This is a genomic window from Maricaulis maris, assembly GCF_049116555.1.
Taxonomy (GTDB): domain Bacteria; phylum Pseudomonadota; class Alphaproteobacteria; order Caulobacterales; family Maricaulaceae; genus Maricaulis; species Maricaulis maris_C.
Map to the genome: position 1 here is coordinate 59,248 of NZ_JAGDYT010000003.1, position 18,500 is coordinate 77,747.

The window sequence follows — 18,500 nt, forward strand, 5'->3', positions numbered from 1 at the left end:
TTCGCTCACGCCACATCCTCCTGGTGAAGCGCTTCGCTGGCGGCTTCAATCGCCCCAAACGTCTCGCCGGTTTCGGCGTCTACGGCGATAAGCCCGAGAACATCGCGAGCGCGCCGGATGATCACGTCGCAATAAGACGGGTCGATCTCGACCAGGCGAGCGCGGCGCCGAGACCGGGCGGCCGCGATCAGCGTTGACCCCGAGCCGCCGAAGAGGTCCAGGACGATGTCGCTGCGCCGGCTTACATCTTTGATGGCATCGGCTACCAAGGCGACGGGTTTGACCGTGGGGTGAAGCGCCAAGTCTTTCTGGTTGCCACCGAAGCTGTTGACGCCCGCATAGGTCCAGACATTCGTGCGATAGCGCCCTTTATTGCCCAGTCCGAAGGTATTGGTGTGTGCCGCGGTGCCGACCTTGAAGATGAAGATCAGCTCGTGTTGTGAGCGATAGAAGGTCCCCATTCCGCCGTTGGTCTTTGCCCAGACCGCGAGGTTTTTCAGCTCTGAATAGATGTGGCCACCAGCATTGAGCACCTCACCCATATGGCGCCAATCCATGCAGATGAAGTGGATGGCGCCGTCTCGACTGTGCCCCGCCGCCAGCGCGAACGTATCAGACAAGAACTGTGTGAACTCGCCAATCGACATCTCGCCCGACGCCATGGCGAACTCGCGATGTTTAATGTTTCCACTTCCGCAGACATGACGGTCGATCGGCACATTATAAGGCGGGTCCATAAACGCGAGATCCGCGGTTTCCCCCTCCATAAGCCGCTCCACCACGATCGGGTCGCGCGCATCACCACAGATCAGTCGATGATCGCCGATCTGCCAGATATTCCCCAGCTTCGTGATCGGCGGGCGATCTTGAGTAGGCGGAATGCGGTCATCGCTGTCCGGGGCATCACCGGGATCCGCCAACAGCTTGTCCAGATCACCCGTATCAAAGCCCGTGACTTCGAGCTCAAAGTCCAGCTCAAGCGTCTCCAGATCGGACAGCTCAAGTCTCAAAACGTCTTCGTCCCAGCCGGCAAGCTCGGCCAACCGATTATCGGCGATAACCAAGGCCCGCCGCTCGGCGTCAGAGAGATGTTCCAGCGCGACCGTTGGCACCTCTTTCATACCGATCTGCCGCGCGGCTTGAACGCGTCCATGACCGGCGATGAGCGTGCCCGTGCCATCAACCAGGACCGGGTTCACGAACCCGAACCTGCCGATAGAGGCGGCAATCTGATTGATCTGCTTGGTTGAATGCGTGCGAGCATTGCGCTCGTATGCTGTGAGGTCATCAACTCGTCGATAGACGACCTTCAGTCGCAATGCCGCCGGCAAACTTGGCGTCGCCACCTTCTTCTTGGCCAAAACAGCCTCCTTCGAACAACGCCCGCCAGACAGCCCGGCGGGCTAAACCCGTCTGTCTTTTTCGGTTTCGTTGATTTCGATTGCTGTTTGTGGCGCGCTCGAACCAGCGGTGCCGGTGATCGCGTAACAAAAAAGATTGCACGACTTTGGGTAAAGCGCAAGAGAATTCACCATAACCCATTGTATTTATGTCATTAAGAGCGTTTAAACGGCCTGAAGCCCCCAAGTCACGGGTTTGACTTCGTCCCCGCTAGCAAGCCAATTCTAACGGTTGAATTGAGGAGCCCAGCGATGGCGGAGTTCACTACTGCAACAGGCGACGAGTGGCTACATGAGGAGATTCTTCGCGAAGGCTCCTGTGAAAGAGCCCTTGAGGAGACGCGTCGGCGAGCGCGGCAAGCTGGCTGGAGCGAAGATGAAATCAATCGTTCCTATGGCCACTCTATGAGCGAAGAGGGGCAAATCGAATAGAACAAAAATTGCAAAGTTCACCAGGGTAAATTTGGAGGCCTCGCCGGTGACTCTCGCAATGCATATGTCCAAGACTCTCCGATTGACACTGGTACAGACCGCCAGCCAGCAAAATGCCTGTAGACAACCCGAGGCCACACGCTTGTCGGTTTTTACAAACTCCTGCAACTTAAAGGGATTGCAGAGTCGAGTGCGACCGAATTTGTCATGTGTCTGTGGCAATAGGTCTCTTCGAGAGTGCGGCTGCACGACGGAACAATGTTTGGGGCGGAAATGGAAATCACTAGTTCGCCGGTACCGGGCGCGATAGTGCGCATACGATCGGCACATTGGAAAATCCAAGAAAAAATCATCGGCCGTCGCGGATACAATGTAGTCAGGTGCCATGGGCTCTCGGGGCTTACAAAAAGTAAAGCTGCGGAATTTGTTTGGGAGCTTGAACCTGATCGGAAGGTTCTAGACCCGGCCGCCATCAACTTGGTCGCGGACACTTCTCCGGGGGTGATCGACACGAAGCTCTACCTCGCCTCAGCCTTTCGCAGCACGCACACCACATCGAAGAAACCACTGCTTCTCGGACAGGCAGCCATCGATGATCTGACATTCCAGCACTTGCCAGTCGAACGCGCACTTAGCCAAGACCGTGTTCGTCTGCTTATCGCGGATGATGTCGGCTTGGGTAAAACCCTGGAGGCGGGAATGATCACCTCAGAGTTGGCGCTGCGTGGTCGCGCCGACAGAATTCTGGTGGTCACAACAAGAGCAATGCTGACCCAGTTCCAAAAGGAATTCTGGACCAGGTTTTCCATCCCGCTTTCACGACTGGACAGTGCCGCTATCCGGCGAATGCGAAACAACATTCCCGCACACTACAATGTTTTCGATCAGTTCGACCGCTCCATCGTATCCATTGATACGCTGAAAAAGGATGGTCAGATCCGCGCTGCGATCGAGGACTCATTCTGGGATCTGATCATCATCGATGAAGCGCATAATGCCGCCAACCGGGCCAAGTCGAGCGGCAACACTGCCCTTCGTGCCAAGCTCGCAAATCTCCTAGCGCGCCGCACGGATTCCCTTTTGCTTCTGACGGCGACTCCACATGACGGATCCCAGGAAAGTTTTGCAAGTCTCATTGAGATGCTCGATCCGACGCGCGTTCCAGACCCCGCCCACCTTAGGCGCGAGGACATCGAGGACCTTGTCGTCCGCCGGTTTCGGTCGTCCCCGGAAATCGTCTCTGAGCTGAAGAAAACAACCAAGCAGCGCGAGCTTCACCGACAAGACTTTCCACTCAGCGCGCACGAAGAAGCCGCTTATGAGGCGATCGCCGAGCTAAAACTGGACCTTGATGAGGATCACCACAAAGGTCGGGCAATTGACCTTTTCCGCACAACGCTTGCTAAGGCAATCTTCTCAAGTCCAGCCGCGTGCTTGGAAACCGTCGAAGGGCGCATCAAGCGTATTGATGCCGGAAACGCCCGCGGTACCGCGGATGATCGAGGTCGCCTGAGCAATCTTGCCAATCTTGTGCGGCAGATCGATATGGCGAGCTTCAGCAAGTATCAGGAACTGTTGGCGTTGCTGCGTAACATCAAATGGACGGGCAAAGCCAAACGCGATCGATTGGTGATTTTTTCCGAACGGATCGCGACGGTCTCCTGGCTGAAAGAGCGGCTGCAAGCTGACTTGGGGCTTAGCGATGAACAAGTCGGTCGCGTCGACGGTGGCAGCGTCGAAGCCGATGTTAAAACCCAGGAGACGCTCGAGGCGTTTGGACAGGAAAAATCGCCACTCCGAATTTTGATCGCCTCTGACATGGCATCCGAAGGTCTAAACCTCCATTTCCAGTGCCATCGCCTGATCCATTTCGATCTTCCCTGGTCGCTTCTTCGTTTTCAGCAACGTAACGGCCGGATCGACCGGTATGGCCAGGATCGCAACCCACAAATTTACTATTTTGTTGGCGAGAGTTCCCACCCGAAGGTTCGGCAGATGTGGGTGCTCGACAAGCTCGTTGAGAAAGACGAGGCAGTGCAACAGGGCGTCGGTGACCCGTCGGTCTTCCTCGGCGCGGGCGATGCAGACGGTGAAGAAGCGGTCGTTGCGGAAAGCGTGGCGAGCGGGCAAGGCGCTGAGGCTTTCGAGCGCGAAATGGACGCTCGCGCAAAGAACGCGGAAACCCGGCCGAGCATCGACGATGAGTACGCTGCTCTGTTTGGTGACTATGCATCGTCTCCACAGCCAACAAGCTCATCCACGACACCCACATCTAAAACAGCGCCGCCGCGCCTCTATCGCGATACCTTCGCCTATGCGAGCGCAATGTTGGAGCGGTTGGCCGATCCCAATGCTGGCGTTTTTGAACATCCCCCGGAGATCGATCCTGAGGACAGGACTATCCGTTTCAAGGCGCCCGCTGATCTGCTGGCTTCCGACACGCTCGGCTATGCGGACAAGAACACGATTGATGATCGCTACATGCCCGCGGAGGCGGTAAGCCCCGGCGGAAAAATTGAACTGACGGATCGCGCTGATGTCATCACTTCGGCGATCGAGAAAGCCAAGATGCAGGAACGTTCCTGGCCGAGCGTGCAATTCCTCTGGGATGGCCATCCCATGTTGGAGTGGTTCGCAGATTGTGCCGATGCATTCTTTGCCGATCACAGCGCGCCTGTCGCTAATCTTCAAGGTCGGATCGAACCTGGCGAAGTCGCGGTGATCCTACACGGCGCAATACCGAACCAGTCCGGCGCGCCAGTTGTGGATCGATGGGCGGTCATTCGCATTCGGCCAAGCGGTGAGGTGCTGGTCGAAGAGGTCGATGATTTCATCGACCGAGCGCGGTTACGCGACAAAGTGCCCAATCGACCATTGGAGAGGCTTCCGGATCAGAGCCTTATCGGCAGGGCGGTGGACGCCTTTCAGGGGCATTTGGTTGAGAAACGCAAGCTGAGAGCAGCCGAAATCGAGGAAGAACTCTCGCAGGTACTCGAGCGACTCGCCGAGTTCGAAGCGCGCCATCGATCTCAGCTACGTCTGGACTTTCCAGAACTCGACGATGCGGAAACATCAATCCACTCGCGACGGCGTTCAGCGCTGAAGCAAGCGCGCGAAAAGAAAATCGACCAGCTCTTTGGGGATTGGCAGGAGTGGTTCGAAAAAACCCGAACGATGGTCGACGACCCGCACCCCTATGTGGACGTCAAAGCGGTATTTGTTGGGTGATGAAATGAAGCTTTCCGGTATTGAAAACGAAGCGGAATTTTTCCCGTCTGGCACGCTGTCTGATGTTCTCAAAGACGAGCTGCAAGACATCACCGGGCTCTGGCGCTCGATGGCGCGCGCGGATCACCCCGTAGATCGCCTCCAAGCCGCCGGTGAGGCCTGCCTCTCAAAACTCCAGCAGATCCGGGCGACAACCGCTAGTCAGCGTCGTCTCGAGCTCTATCGCGAGATGCAGCAGGGCTTACTGAAGGCGCTGGGATACGAACCCAAACGAGCCTTGGGACTGACTGCCCTTAAAGAGGCAACCCACATCCCGCTGCTGGCGCAAGTCGCCAACTCGGAGGGGCGAGTGGCGCTTTGGGCGGTTGAGGCCGCCCTGCCCTCGACGGCGGATGAAGCCAATGACCCCTTGGGTTTGTTGTTCGATGAGACGCAGTTCCTTGAGAGTGAACAAGAGTACGCTGAACTCAAGCGCCCCCTCGAAGAGATTTTGGCCGACGGCGTATTCGCGCTGGACGACGCGCCCAAGGACGTTCTGGTCTTCGGTCTTTCACAGATCGTACTGATCGACAAACGCAAGTGGCCTGCCCGCTCCGTTCTGCGTTTTGACCTGCAGGAGATCTTTGCCGACCAGGACAAGGACACGCTGACAGTCATGGCGTGTCTCATTTCCCGCGAAGCACGTGTGCCTGACCAAGGCGTTCCAATTGCCGATCGTTTAGAAGAAGAAGCCCAGCGTAATGCCAACGCGGTGACCTCTTCACTTAAACGAACCGTTCGCGATGCTATCGAGATCCTAGGACAGGAAGTGCTCGATGTGACCGGGGGGAAGCACCCGAGCGGGCACAAACGCGCCGGCGTCTGGATCGAAGGGCCAGAGCTTTCACGCGAATGCCTGCGCTACATGTACCGACTGCTCTTCCTGTTCTACGCCGAAGCCAACACGCGGCTAAATATCCTGGATATCAAGAACTCGGTTTACGCCAGCGGCTATTCGATCGAAGCCCTGCGTGATCTGGAATCCGTCCGGCTTCGCACGCCGTCCGAGCGCGATGGAAGCTATCTTTGGGAAAGCCTGCAGCGGACGCTGACACTGCTCTTCGAGGGCGAGGATGCGGTCCTCAAACTGCCCTCCGTAAAGGTTTCGCTTCTCGACCCCAAAAGCACCCCGCTGCTCAACTCGGTGACACTACGCAATCAGGCCATTCAGAAGATCATTCGGCTCCTCTCGCTTCGCACTGGCAAGAGCACAGGCCGGATTTCTTACGCCAAACTCGGGATCGGACAGCTTGGCGCGGTCTACGAGACCCTCATCTCCTTCACGGGAACGGTCGCTAAGACCGATATGATCGAGCTCAAGCCGCAAAAGGACCGAAAGAAGTCAGGTGGCAAGGCGAACGCGTCGGACGACGGCGGCGACGATGGATCAGATGTTGAGGAGGAAGCCCCGCCAGAGTCCAACGATGACGATTCGGAGGCCTTGGACGAAAGCGCCGGCCGGTCTGACCGCGTCGACAAACTGGCGCCGAGCTATTTCGTGCCGCGCAGCCGTTTGGACGAGTTTGACCCCGAAGATGTCATCTTCAAGGGCGGCCAGGCGCTCATCTATCCCAAGGGCAGCTTCACCTATCGCCTCGCCGGCCGCGACCGGGAAAAGTCGGCCTCGTATTACACACCAGAACCGCTGGCGCGCCTTCTGGTGAAACATGCGCTGATGGAACGGTGCAAGGACCTCACCGCCGACGAAATCCTGGAGCTGAAAATCCTGGAACCCGCCATGGGTTCTGCGGCCTTCCTGGTGGAGACCGCCAACCAGCTCGCCGATCTCTATCTCGAGCGCAAGCAAAAAGAAGTCGGCAAGACCATCCCGCAGGATGAGATCGTGCTGGAGAAGCAAAAGGTCCGCGCCTTTATCTCGGACCGAAACTGTTTCGGGGTCGACCTTAATCCGATCGCGGTCGAGCTCGGCGCGATCTCGCTCTGGCTCAATAGTCTTCACGCGAGTGATTTCTCGCCCTGGTTTGGCGATCAACTTCATGCAGGCAATTCGCTCCTGGGCGCGCGCCGCGCCGCCTATGCCCCCCTCTCGCTGCGAGCGAGCAAGAAGAACGACCTCTGGCTAGAAACCAAGCCGGAAGAGATCGGTTGGCGCAACCGCTTGCCGGAAGACCATGTCTGGCAATGGCTATTGCCCGCAAAGGACATGGCGAATTTCGACAAGGATACGTCGATCAAGCCGTTTGCGGGTGACGCGCAGGATGCGATCAAGGCCTGGCGCAAGGCGGGCTTCTTCAAAAAGTTCGAACCGCATGAAGTCAAGCTGGTCCAAAAGCTTAGTGCGATTGCCGACAAGCTGTTCGATCAAGTGGCCGATGATTTAGCCAAAACCCGCGAGGCGTCCAATGATGCCATCACGCTCTGGCCGGACAGGGAAATGTCAGGCAATAAGAAGCTCGATTTTCTGGGCAAGGAATTCATCACGGCGCGTCTGACCGGCGATGATCACGCGTCCAATACACTGCCTTACAAGCGCCTCAAGACCGCGATGGACGCGTGGTGTGCGCTCTGGCTGTGGCCGCTCGACAAGGCGCACCTTTTGCCGGATCGAACTGAATTCCTTCACGGCATGACGATGTTGCTGGAAGGCGGTTTCTCGGCCTCTGGCACGCTCGCCGCCCCCAGCCTTGATGAATTTGCCGATCCCGAACCGGACTTTCTCGACCAGCTGGAACCGGATGCGCCGGCGCGCGACCTTTTCAAGGTCGCTGAGCGCCGCCAGGCGGAATTCTTCCATGAAACGAACGTCGAAGCGCTGGTTGAGAATTTTGATTGGCTCAAGGTGGCGGTCGAGGTGGCCGAAGAAGCCCGATTCGTTCACTTCGACTTGATCTTCGCGGATGTGATGCGGTCTAGGGGCGGTTTCGATCTTATCGTCGGAAATCCGCCCTGGGCAAAGCCCTCCTGGAATGCGGGGCTCGTGTTGGCCGATATAGACCCGCTCTACGCCGGCTTGAGCGCGTCTGATGCCGAGAAGGCATTGCCGGACGCTCTTGCGAAGACGAAGGGCAAAGACCGGTTTGTGGCGGAATTTGCTGCAACACGTGGAGCAATGGAGGTGACCTCATCAGAGGTCATGAATCCCTTTGCTGGCGGAGGCTCCAACAACCTCTATCGGTGTTTCGTTGATCTTTCTTGGAGGCTGGTAGCACCTGCAGGTTATTCGGCGCTGATCCATCAGGACGGGCATCTCGGCGATCCGAAAGCGGGAGCCTTTAGACAGCATTGGTACGCCCGCATCGTCAAACACTTTGGATATATAAACACGATCAAGTCGAAAAACTTCGCGGATGCCGCCCACTACATGCGCTTTAGTCAAAATATCTATCGCGGCAGTGATGCCAAGCCGTGCTTCGACCAGTTCACTACCGCTTTTTTGCCGTCCCAGATTACGGACTCATATGACCATGATGGGATAGGAGAGCTGCCCGACTTAAAAGACAAGACCGGCAATTGGGACACGCGCGGCCACCGGGCTCGCATCGTCAAAATCGATCAACGAGCATTGGAAGTCGTTCACGCACTTTCCGAAGATGACGATGTCCCCGTTGAACAAGCACGATTTATCCAGCCATTCTCGGAGAACACGCTAGATGTCTTCAAGCGAATGGCTCGTTTTCCGAAGCTAGGATCTGCTGTGTCTGATTGGCAGATGTCCGCTCACTGGAACGAAACAGCTGCGCAAAAAGATGGGACGATACGACGCGAAACTGCTTTCCGCCCCGCTGATGAGATCGTTTTGCAGGGACCGCATATCTACGTTGGGAACCCTATTTACAAAACACCACGATCAATCTGCAGAGCTAAAGCAGATTACGATTTGGTGGACCTACTCTATGCCCCGGCAGATTATCTGCCCCGCTCGAATTATGCCCCGGCGGTGCCCCTAAAAACATACAGCTCGCGCATCACCAAGTGCGACTGGGACACGACTAAAAGTCACGCAGACTTTTTTCGTTTCTCACTCAGACGGCGGTTAAATCTAAACATGGAGCGGACACTCAGCGGGGCTCTCCTCCCGCCGAAACTCACCCATGTGCATGGTGTCGAAAGTATTGCATTCCGGGAAACGGAGCAGCTCGTGTTGGCCAGCACGGCTGCTATTTCGCTGGTATGGGATTTTCTTACGAAAATCCGCGGCAAGGAAGACATACACTCTTCCACTGTAGAAGGATGGCCTTGGGTCGTTCCGGCGCCTACAGCCGTTCATCGTGCCCTGCGTCTGATGTGCCTCACGGAACAGTATTCCGATCTTTGGAATGACCAAGCAGTAACGCTTGTAGCTCATCCTTGGTCATCGACTGATCACCGATTAACGCTTGAAGGCCCGATCGCGGGTCCAGCGAGCTGGCAACGTTCAGCTGCTCTCCGCACCGAATTCGCCCGCCGCCTCGCTCTTGTCGAAATCGACGTCCTCGTCGCTCAAGCCTTGGGGCTCACCCTCGACCAGCTCATCGAAATCTATCGCATATACTTTCCGGTCCTGCAGAAAAACGAAGCGGGCACGTGGTACGACCAGAATGGCCGCATCGTCTGGACTTGTTCAAAAGGCCTGCCCGGTGTCGGTTATATGGAAGCCAACAAGAAAGGCGAGATGAAAAGCCCCGGCCGCGCTGCTTGGGAGAAGATCCTCGCCGAAAACCCCGCCGAACTCACCTGCACGGTCCTTGACGACACGATGCCGGGAGGGCCGCGCGAAGTAACACGACGCTTCGTGGGTCCGTTCGACACCTGCGACCGGGTGGAAGACTACAAACGCGCTTGGGCGCATTTTGGGGCGTTGAAGGCGGATGGAGGCGATACATGAATCCCATCCTGCTCGCGCGCCATATCGAGGAAGGTCTAACCGACCTTGTGCGCTCAACTCTGAATACCACGAGCCCCGCCTTTGAAGGCGTCGTCGATCGCTTCCTGAGCGAACCACACAACTTCATCAAGGGGCCGTGGGTCTCCGCCGACATGCCGTTCAAGCAGATTGAGGGAGCTAAGGAAGGCTGGGAGCAGCCCTTCCCGGAAGTCCCGCTTAAGTTTGCGCCCTACCAGCACCAGATGAGCGCGTTTGAGCGTCTGGGGGGTGCTGACAAGCGCTCAACCCTGGTCGCGACGGGCACAGGCTCGGGTAAGACAGAATCCTATCTCTGGCCGATCCTGGATCATTGCCGCCAGCACAAGGGTGAGCCTGGCATCAAGGCCATCCTCATCTACCCGATGAACGCACTGGCGACCGACCAGGCGCGCCGTATTGCCAACGCGATCACCTCCATACCGGCTTTGGAAGGGGTCAGAGCCGGCATCTACGCCGATGCCGAGCCGTCCAATGCCGAAACCGAGGTGACGCCGGACAGCGTGATCACTCATCGCGACACTATCCGGCAAAATCCGCCGGATATTCTGCTCACCAACTATAAAATGCTCGACTATCTTCTCCTGCGCGCCCGAGACAGGGCGCTCTGGGAGAAGAACGCACCCGAGACGCTGCGCTTTCTGGTGGTCGACGAGATGCACACCTTTGACGGGGCGCAGGGGGCTGACCTTGCCCTATTGCTGCGCCGCCTCAAAAGCCGCCTGGAGGTGCCCCAGGATCATCTGGTCTGTGTAGGTTCATCAGCCACGCTGGGTACTGGCGATGATGCGCTCAAGGATCTTCGCAACTATGCCGAAACCATCTTCGGTGAGGCCTTCGACGAGGACGCGGTCATCCGCGAAACGCGACTTGAGCCGGAGGCCGTCTTCCCGACGCCGGAATATTTCGTGTGGCCCAAGCCAGAAGATGTCGCTGAGGCGCTGGAAGCAGCAGGAGACATGGACCAGGCCGAAGCCGCGCGTCGCCTGGCCTTTTGCCTTTTTCCGGATGAGCGCGACCCAGATCTTGCCGAACTCCACGCCGGCGATCCAAGCTCGTCAGATTGGCGCATACGCCTGGGTCAGCTGTTGGTCGAACATCATATCTGCCAGCGCGTTCTGACCATCATCCACAATCATGCTGGACCTGCTTCCCTGTCCGACATCGCTGAGGCTCTGGGCCAGGCCAAAGCACTTCGCCACTGGGGTCCGGCTGCTTCACGCGAGCTCGCCGAGCTTGTTGTCTCGCTGGTGGCTTGGGCACGCTCGGGCGACTCAGCGCATCCGCGCCCGCTCTTCAATGTGCGTCTGCAAACCTGGATCCGCGAGATGGCGCGGATGGTCGTGGATCTCCCGCGCACCCTTGAGGGTGGAGAGCGCTCAGCCATCACTCTTCATCACGGCGCTGACCTTGATAAGGCCGAGCTGCGCTCCATGCTGCCGATGGTCAACTGCAATCGATGCGGAGCCTCAGCGCATGTAGGCCGCCAGTCATCCAAGGGGATGAGTTATTGGGCGGCGCTTGATCAGATCTACGAGGAATTCTTTGACGATCGTGGCGGGGAAAAGATCCGGCTTTTCTATCACGAGAGCATTGATCGAACCGTCAAGGCGGCAAGTGGCGGCAAGCGCATCGTCTCCGGCCTGCTCGATGCACAAAGCCTGGAGTTTCAGCCCGGCGACCACGACGATCTCGAACCGGGCCCGCAAAGTCCTGTTTGGATGTACGACCCCACCGATGATCACGGACGGATAGATCGAACCTGCCCAGCCTGCGGGCAATCACAGGGCCTTATTCTCTTCGGAATGCGCGCCGCGCGCATAACAACCGGCATCACTGGGACGCTCTACACGTCAAAACAAAATGAAGACGAGCCGACCGCCAAGCCTCGCTTTTTGATGTTCTCGGATTCAGTCCAGGACGCCGCTCATCGCGCGGCGGTGGCCGAGACGCGCAATGCCCGCACCGTCTCGCAAAAGTCGCTCTATCAGGCCCTGCAGGCCAATCCTGCGCGGTCCGAACTCTTGAGCGCGGTCATCAAGGATGTTCCCGAGCGCTATCTCGATGAAATGGGCGGTGATGATTTCACGGCCCAATTCATCGCCAAGGAACAGACCTGGAGAAAGGACTACCAAGCGCTCATCCACTCTGGCACGTCCATCACGGATGCGCGATTCTTAGACCAGATGGCGATGCGTTTGGGGTGGGAGTATTTCGCCGACCTCACTTATCGATCCCACCTGCCTCACACGCTTGAGGCGAACGGCTTTGGTATCGCGGATGTTTCCGCGGCGCGGCTGACGGACAGTGCGGAAAAACTTGCGCACGGGATAAGGAACGAATTTCCTTCAAGCGATCCGATCGATGCAGAAGCGCTTGTTCCGTTTCTCGCCGGATTGCTCCAACGCATGCGCCGGCAAGGCTCGGTCGACCATCCCTACGTCGCGGCCAGCATCGCCACGAACACGCGTGATAAGGGGCTCAATTACTTTGGCGGCGCAAGACAACTTGGAGTGGGTGGAAGCCAGACCCTGCCGCCGCTCAATCATCGACGCGGACTCGCACCAATCCCGATCACGCTGAAACGCTCGCTCGTCGGATTTGAAGGCATTACGCGTGATCATAGCGGCAATTGGTATCGTGACTGGCTTTTCAGGTGTCTGGCGCGGCTGGACCTGGCGATCGCATCCGATCCCTCAACGGTGCTGCCTCTGGTGCTCAGACGTCTTGAGGCGGACGGCTTGCTCCGTCGGGTTGAGCGACCGGATGGCCTTGACGGGCACGGCTATCTCATTGACCGGGACACCATCGATGTGTCGCTTGACGTGGCGCATTTGGCCTGTGGGCGATGTGGCCGCCGTGACCGCGTTCTATCAGGCAATGTCGAAGCCCTGGAGGGCTCCAACTGCCAGCGCATGGGCTGCGACGGCAAGCTGACGCAGATCGCCCCCGCGCAAGTAGCTGCAACCGAGCGGGCACTCCAATCGGACCGAAACCATCGCGTAGTCGCACGCGAGCACACAGGCCTGCTTGAGACGGACGCGCGCTTACGCACCGAGGTCGGTTTTATCGAAGAAGAGACCCGCTGGGCCCCCAACTTGATCTCGGCGACGCCGACTCTCGAGATGGGTATCGATATTGGCGACTTGTCGACGCTCTTATTGTGCTCTGTCCCACCTGAAGAAGCCAACTATGTCCAGCGGATGGGGCGAACGGGGCGACGTGATGGCAACGCGCTCAATCTTGTGCTCGCCAATGCACGCGCCCACGACTTGCAGTTTTGGGAAGACCCCAAACCTATGCTGGCTGGCGAGGTCAAGGCCCCCGGCGTCTATATCGCCGCAGAAGCCGTTCTTCTTCGGCAGATCGCCGCTTTCACGCTGGATGAGTACGTGGCCAGCACCCCTGCGGCCGGTGATTACGGTAAGGTCCGCGATGTCTTAGCCCGCAGAGCGAAGGGCAGTTTGATTGGGTTTCCATTTGATTGGCTGGAAATGGTCGAGGTGCGCGCGAGCGAGCTTGCGGATCGCTTTATCAAAATCCTGCCCCAAGCGGTTCAAGGCCGCTCCGATCTCACGGAACGATTGAGCGCATATCTATGTGAGAGAGGCGAACACTCTTTGAGCTGGCAAGTCTTGAGCGCGTTTGACGCCGCGGAGGGTGAACGGGTTCGCTTGAAGGCCAAGCGCGATGAGGTCACCAAGGAACAACGCCGCCTCCAACGCCGCAAAGAGGAATACGAGAAAGACAAATACGACAAACTTCAAGCAGAACTCGATCGCGACAAGAAGGCGATTAATCGTCTCATCCGCAGCGGGATTGAAGACGCAAGCGTTCTGAAGTTCCTGACGGATAGAGGCCTATTGCCCAACTACGCCTTCCCGGAAGAAGGGGTGAAGCTCACCTCAATTCTGGCACGTCGAGAGTCTCCGGCCGATGATGACGGGTTGCTGTATCTGGAGTACTCACGATCCGCGAGCTCTGCGCTTTCAGAATTTGCGCCCGGCCAGACATTCTACGCCGATGGCCGACAGGTGAAGATTGATCGCCTAGATCTTTCACCAGACGATATTTCCGAGTGGCGCTTCTGTCAGAATTGTTCCTACGCCTCGGACAAGCTGGCCGACGACCCGAGCGATGCTTGTCCGAAATGCGGCGATGAAATGTGGTCAGACAGCGGATCGCGTCATGAGGTTGTCGACCTCAAATCCGTCTTGGCGATCAGCTCGGAAGACAAGGCGGCGATCAAGGACGGTGATCAACGCCAACAACAATTATTCGATCGGGGAATGATCCCCAGCTACGGGCCCAGCGATATTGTTTCGGCATGGTTCTCTAACGGCTCAGAGGATGCACCCTTCGGGTTCGAGTTCATAACTGATTGCCGCTTCCACGACATAAACTACGGTCGACAATCCAACGCTCCAAGCGGCCCTCAGATCGCCGGCGAAAAAAGGCAATCCTACCCCTTCCAGCTCTGCCAGAAATGCGGTGCGGTCCAATCAGGTCCCCTGGAACCGGACGCGAAGGGAGAACACGCTCCAAACTGTGCGGTGCCGGCGGACGAGGAGGCACGCCAATCGGATTGGTTGGTCAAAGCCTTCCTCATGCGCAAGTTCAACACCGAAGCGATCCGAATCGTCATGCCGGTCAGTGGTGAGGCGGATGAGAACGACATCAAGAGTTTTGTTGCCGGGATAAATCTGGGCATGCGCCAGGTCTTCGCCGGGAAGGTTGACCATATTCGGCCGGCTGTCGTGAAAACGCAGCTCGATGGCATGGCCACAGTTCGCAGCTTGTTCCTTTACGATAGCGTGCCAGGTGGTTCGGGCTATCTCCGTCAGATTGGCGAACACCCTGAAACGCTCCGTCAGATTATTGAGCGAGCAATCGTCAAGCTGCGCGATTGCCCCTGCGCGAAGGAGGAAAAATCCGGCTGCTATCGCTGTGTCAAATCCTATCGTTCACAATTTGGTCCAGGCGAGCCGGAGCGCGACCGGGCGCTGGGTTTGATGGAGGCTATGCTCAAACAGTGGGAAAGTTTGAGCAAGGCGAGCGATAGTATCGACACCTCAATCCGATCCTCTCTGGTCGAGACCGAGTTGGAGCAACGTTTCCTCGCCGCCCTCGAACGAACATTTGGCCCAGAAAGTCTCCGTGCACAGGTGTTACCCGGCGGGGCTCGAGGTTTCGTGATCAATGCGGGAACAGATGAAAGTCCCAAGCTATGGGGCATCGAAACCCAGGTCCAAATCGATGCGCGCTATCGAGGCCTGCCCCGAAAGCGAGTTGATTTTCTTCTGCAACCGATTGGTCGGTCTGACGTCAAACCAATAATCGTCGAGACCGACGGCCTAGAGTACCACGCCGACACGATCGCCAAAGATGTCACTGACCGATTTGAGATGATCCGGTCAGGGCAGGTGCGGGTCTGGACACTCCTCTGGCAGGACCTAGCAAGTGAAGCCGATCCGGATTTCTCCAACCCATTGAAACCCTCGGCCGTCGGGGCAGAAGCAGAGGGCCGGTTAGGACGTGTTCTTACCAATCCAGACTTTGAGATGTTGTCCACCGAAACTGATCGAATTCGACTTCAGTCCAGTTTTGCCAGTCTCGTAACAGCTCTGCGAAGGAAGGACGGCGAATGCGAAAAGGCCGTTTCTGTCCTGGCTCGAACGATTACCGGCTTGAACTCAAAGTTTGCCTCACCTGGACCTTTTGAGGCGCTGAACGACGACACCAAACTGCACCTCGAAGCTGGCGTGTGTCGCGCTGACATCACCGAAGGTGGCCTTACCTTGTTGCTCTCTTCGGACAAATTGCGACCCAACGAGTGGCCTACAGCAATTTCAGATTTGAGGGTCGTCCTAGCCGTCGATTTGGCTGCCGGCCCTGTCAATCAAGCGCAGCGCGAACGAACCAGGTCGATTCTGCGGGGGTTCTGGCGACTAACCAATCTACTGCAAAATCTGCCGGGCCTGCATGTGGACATACCTGGCCTCGACACACTGCTCTTGCCCAACCAAGCGGCCGATCCGCCGAGTACCGACGAAGATTGGATATTGGCGAAAGAGCTGTGTGAGGAGGGTTTTCACCCCTTGTTAGACGCAATCCATGCAGCAGGACTGCCAGCCCCAGACCGACTTGGCGATGATGTGATCGAGAATGGTCGTGTCACAGGCATGATCGAGTTCGGCTGGAGTTCACATTCGCTGGCTGTCTGCGAGAGCGAGCTAGCCAGTCCCGTCGACGACGTCCTTGTTTTCCTCCCAGGCTCCTCGTCGATCACCGAGACGGTTTCACTACTGATCAAGAAAATGGGGAAGGTTGAAGCATGAGCACAGCAACCGCCAAACGCGTTTCGTATGACATTGGCTGCATGAAATCGCTTCGCAGCCTGCCCGATCGGGTCGTGAAGAAGTTTCTCGATTTGATGACCAAATATATGAGCGATCCATCGGCCGGCGGGCTGAATCTGGAATCCGTGGAAGGCTCGAAAGACAAGGCGCTCAAGTCCCTTCGGGTCGATCAAGGCTATCGCGCCATCGCCTTCGAGGCGGGGCGCGACATCATGTTTGTGCACGTCAACGAGCACGACAAAGCCTATCGCTGGGCATCTGGACGCCGCGTGAAACTGGATGCATCAACCAACCGCGTGCGGATCGTTGAGGTGTTGGAAGAGGCACAGACCGTATCGCCCATCACCGCTGAAACGCCCACCCTGTTTGCTGGTATCGCAGATAAGCGCTTGATCGCGCTGGGCGTCACGGAGGAAGAAATTCCCGCCGCTCGCACCATCAGCTCACTTGACGATCTTGAAAGCCGGGAGGGTCATTTCGACGCCACGACCTTCCAGGTGCTTTATGGGCTGGCTGCGGGATATTCCGATGAAGAGGTCTATGCTCTTACGGGCATAGCGCAGGAGGAAACAGCGCAATCTCCGGCCGAAGCCTCCTTCGAGGATTTGATCTCCAGCGAAGAAAGCCGTCAGACGATCTTCATCCCGGAAAGTCAGGAAGAGCTGCGTCGCTTTTTCGAGGGCGAACTGGATGGGTGGCGCGTATTTCTACATCCGGAGCAACGTAAGCTCGCCTATCGGGAATACAATGGCCCGGCCATGGTTCGTGGGGGTGCAGGCACCGGCAAGACAGTCGTCGCCATGCATCGCGCCAAACACCTCGCTGATCAGATCAAACTCGACCCGAAACGAGCTGGCGAGCGCATCCTTGTCACCACGTTCACTCGATCGCTTGCGCAAGACATCGAGGCCAACCTCAAAACCCTTTGTCCCGAGCATCTGTCAAAAGAGGCCTCCCGCATTGAAGTCGTGAACCTGGATCGGTGGGTGAGTCAGTTTTTGAAGCGAAAAGACTTCGAACGCCGTATCGCCTTTTTTGGAGAGGACCGTGCTGAACTCGATAGCATCTGGGAGGATGTCTTCATCGATCACGCCCTGCCAGACGGGTTAAGCGAAGCCTTCGTGCGCGCAGAGTGGTCTCAAATCATTCAGGCCCAAGGCCTGCTTGAAAAGTCGAGCTATTTGCGGGCGTCGCGGGTTGGGCGAGGCACTCCACTTGACCGCCGAAAGCGCGCCCAGCTCTGGGATATCTTCTCCGACTACCGCGCACGTTTGATATCGAAAAATCTCGCAGAGCCCGACGATGCCTATCGCGAGGCGATCGAGATCCTAAAGGCCAAAGCCCCGCAACTGCCCTATGCCGGCGTTGTGATCGATGAAGCGCAGGATATGGGCGAGCAAGCCTTTCGGCTCGTGCGCGCGATCATTCCTGAAAGTGCCGGCGGCGATACGAATTCGATTTTCATTGTTGGAGACGCTCACCAGCGGATCTATGCGCGACGCGCCTCGATGAAGGCCTGTGGCATCAACATCCGAGGCCGATCGCGCCGGTTGAAGCTGAATTATCGAACCACTCAAGAGATCAGGGCCTGGGCCGTAGCAATCCTTGAGGGCATCGCGGTCGATGACCTCGATGACGGGGTAGATTCATTTGCGGGCTACACGAGTTTGATGAGCGGTCCCGCTCCGCAAACCATTCATCATTCAAACAGGGCGGCGGAGCTGGATGGACTTGCCTCCTGGATAAAGAGGCAGGTCGAGCAAGGCGGAAGCGTTGAGGAAATCGGTGTGCTTGCCGTTACCAATGCATCGGCCGACGAAGTCTGCAAAGAACTTGGGCATCGAGGTATCAACACACTTCGCCTTAGCGCCACGACCGGAGATGACCGAACTAAGCCTGGCGTGCGGGTTACCACAATGCACCGGGCCAAAGGACTGGAATTTTTCGCCGTAGCCCTTCCGTTCTTGTCCGAGGGTGAGTTCCCACCAAAATTTACGTTACAGAACGCTGTCGATGCCGCCGATCTTGAAGACATTCACAGGCAGTTCCGGTCGCTGCTCCATGTCGCGGCGACCCGGGCAAAAAAGGCGCTTCTGGTCTCGTGGACCGGCAGGCCGTCGTCGATGTTTCCTGAGAGCCCTCAGTGCGACTGATGCTGCGAGCCAATTCCAATAACGCCGG

Annotated in this window: 5 protein-coding genes; 4 read left to right on the forward strand and 1 reads right to left on the reverse strand. The window is 57.4% G+C overall.

What is annotated here, in order from left to right; genetic code table 11:
- Positions 1 to 5 precede the first annotated feature (5 nt).
- The gene (locus JXQ94_RS05040; protein ID WP_421922719.1) at positions 6 to 1,361 is read right to left on the reverse strand and encodes a site-specific DNA-methyltransferase; all 1,356 of its coding nucleotides are present in this window, start codon (positions 1,359 to 1,361) and stop codon (positions 6 to 8) included.
- Between the two features lie 744 nt (positions 1,362 to 2,105).
- Here JXQ94_RS05040 and JXQ94_RS05045 point away from each other — a divergent pair.
- Genes JXQ94_RS05045 through JXQ94_RS05060 form a run of 4 tightly spaced genes read left to right on the forward strand, consistent with a single transcriptional unit; the run spans position 2,106 to position 18,472 of the window.
- A complete protein-coding gene (locus tag JXQ94_RS05045) occupies positions 2,106 to 5,060 on the forward strand; it encodes a DEAD/DEAH box helicase (RefSeq protein ID WP_421922720.1) in 2,955 nt (984 codons plus the stop codon).
- Positions 5,061 to 5,064: 4 nt separating this feature from the next.
- Positions 5,065 to 9,924, forward strand: coding sequence for an N-6 DNA methylase (locus JXQ94_RS05050; protein ID WP_421922721.1), 4,860 nt, complete (start codon positions 5,065 to 5,067; stop codon positions 9,922 to 9,924).
- Positions 9,921 to 16,298, forward strand: coding sequence for a DEAD/DEAH box helicase (locus JXQ94_RS05055; RefSeq protein ID WP_421922722.1), 6,378 nt, complete (start codon positions 9,921 to 9,923; stop codon positions 16,296 to 16,298). The genes JXQ94_RS05050 and JXQ94_RS05055 overlap by 4 nt, the downstream gene beginning before the upstream one ends.
- A complete protein-coding gene (locus JXQ94_RS05060; RefSeq protein ID WP_421922723.1) occupies positions 16,295 to 18,472 on the forward strand; it encodes a UvrD-helicase domain-containing protein in 2,178 nt (725 codons plus the stop codon). The genes JXQ94_RS05055 and JXQ94_RS05060 overlap by 4 nt, the downstream gene beginning before the upstream one ends.
- Positions 18,473 to 18,500 lie beyond the last annotated feature (28 nt).

What these genes read in the sequence shown, in the direction of transcription:
- JXQ94_RS05060 (WP_421922723.1), top strand. Translation starts at nt 16,295, where the DNA reads ATGAGCACAGCAACCGCCAAACGCGTTTCGTATGACATTGGCTGCATG.
- JXQ94_RS05050 (WP_421922721.1), top strand. Translation starts at nt 5,065, where the DNA reads ATGAAGCTTTCCGGTATTGAAAACGAAGCGGAATTTTTCCCGTCTGGC.
- JXQ94_RS05055 (WP_421922722.1), top strand. Translation starts at nt 9,921, where the DNA reads ATGAATCCCATCCTGCTCGCGCGCCATATCGAGGAAGGTCTAACCGAC.
- JXQ94_RS05045 (WP_421922720.1), top strand. Translation starts at nt 2,106, where the DNA reads ATGGAAATCACTAGTTCGCCGGTACCGGGCGCGATAGTGCGCATACGA.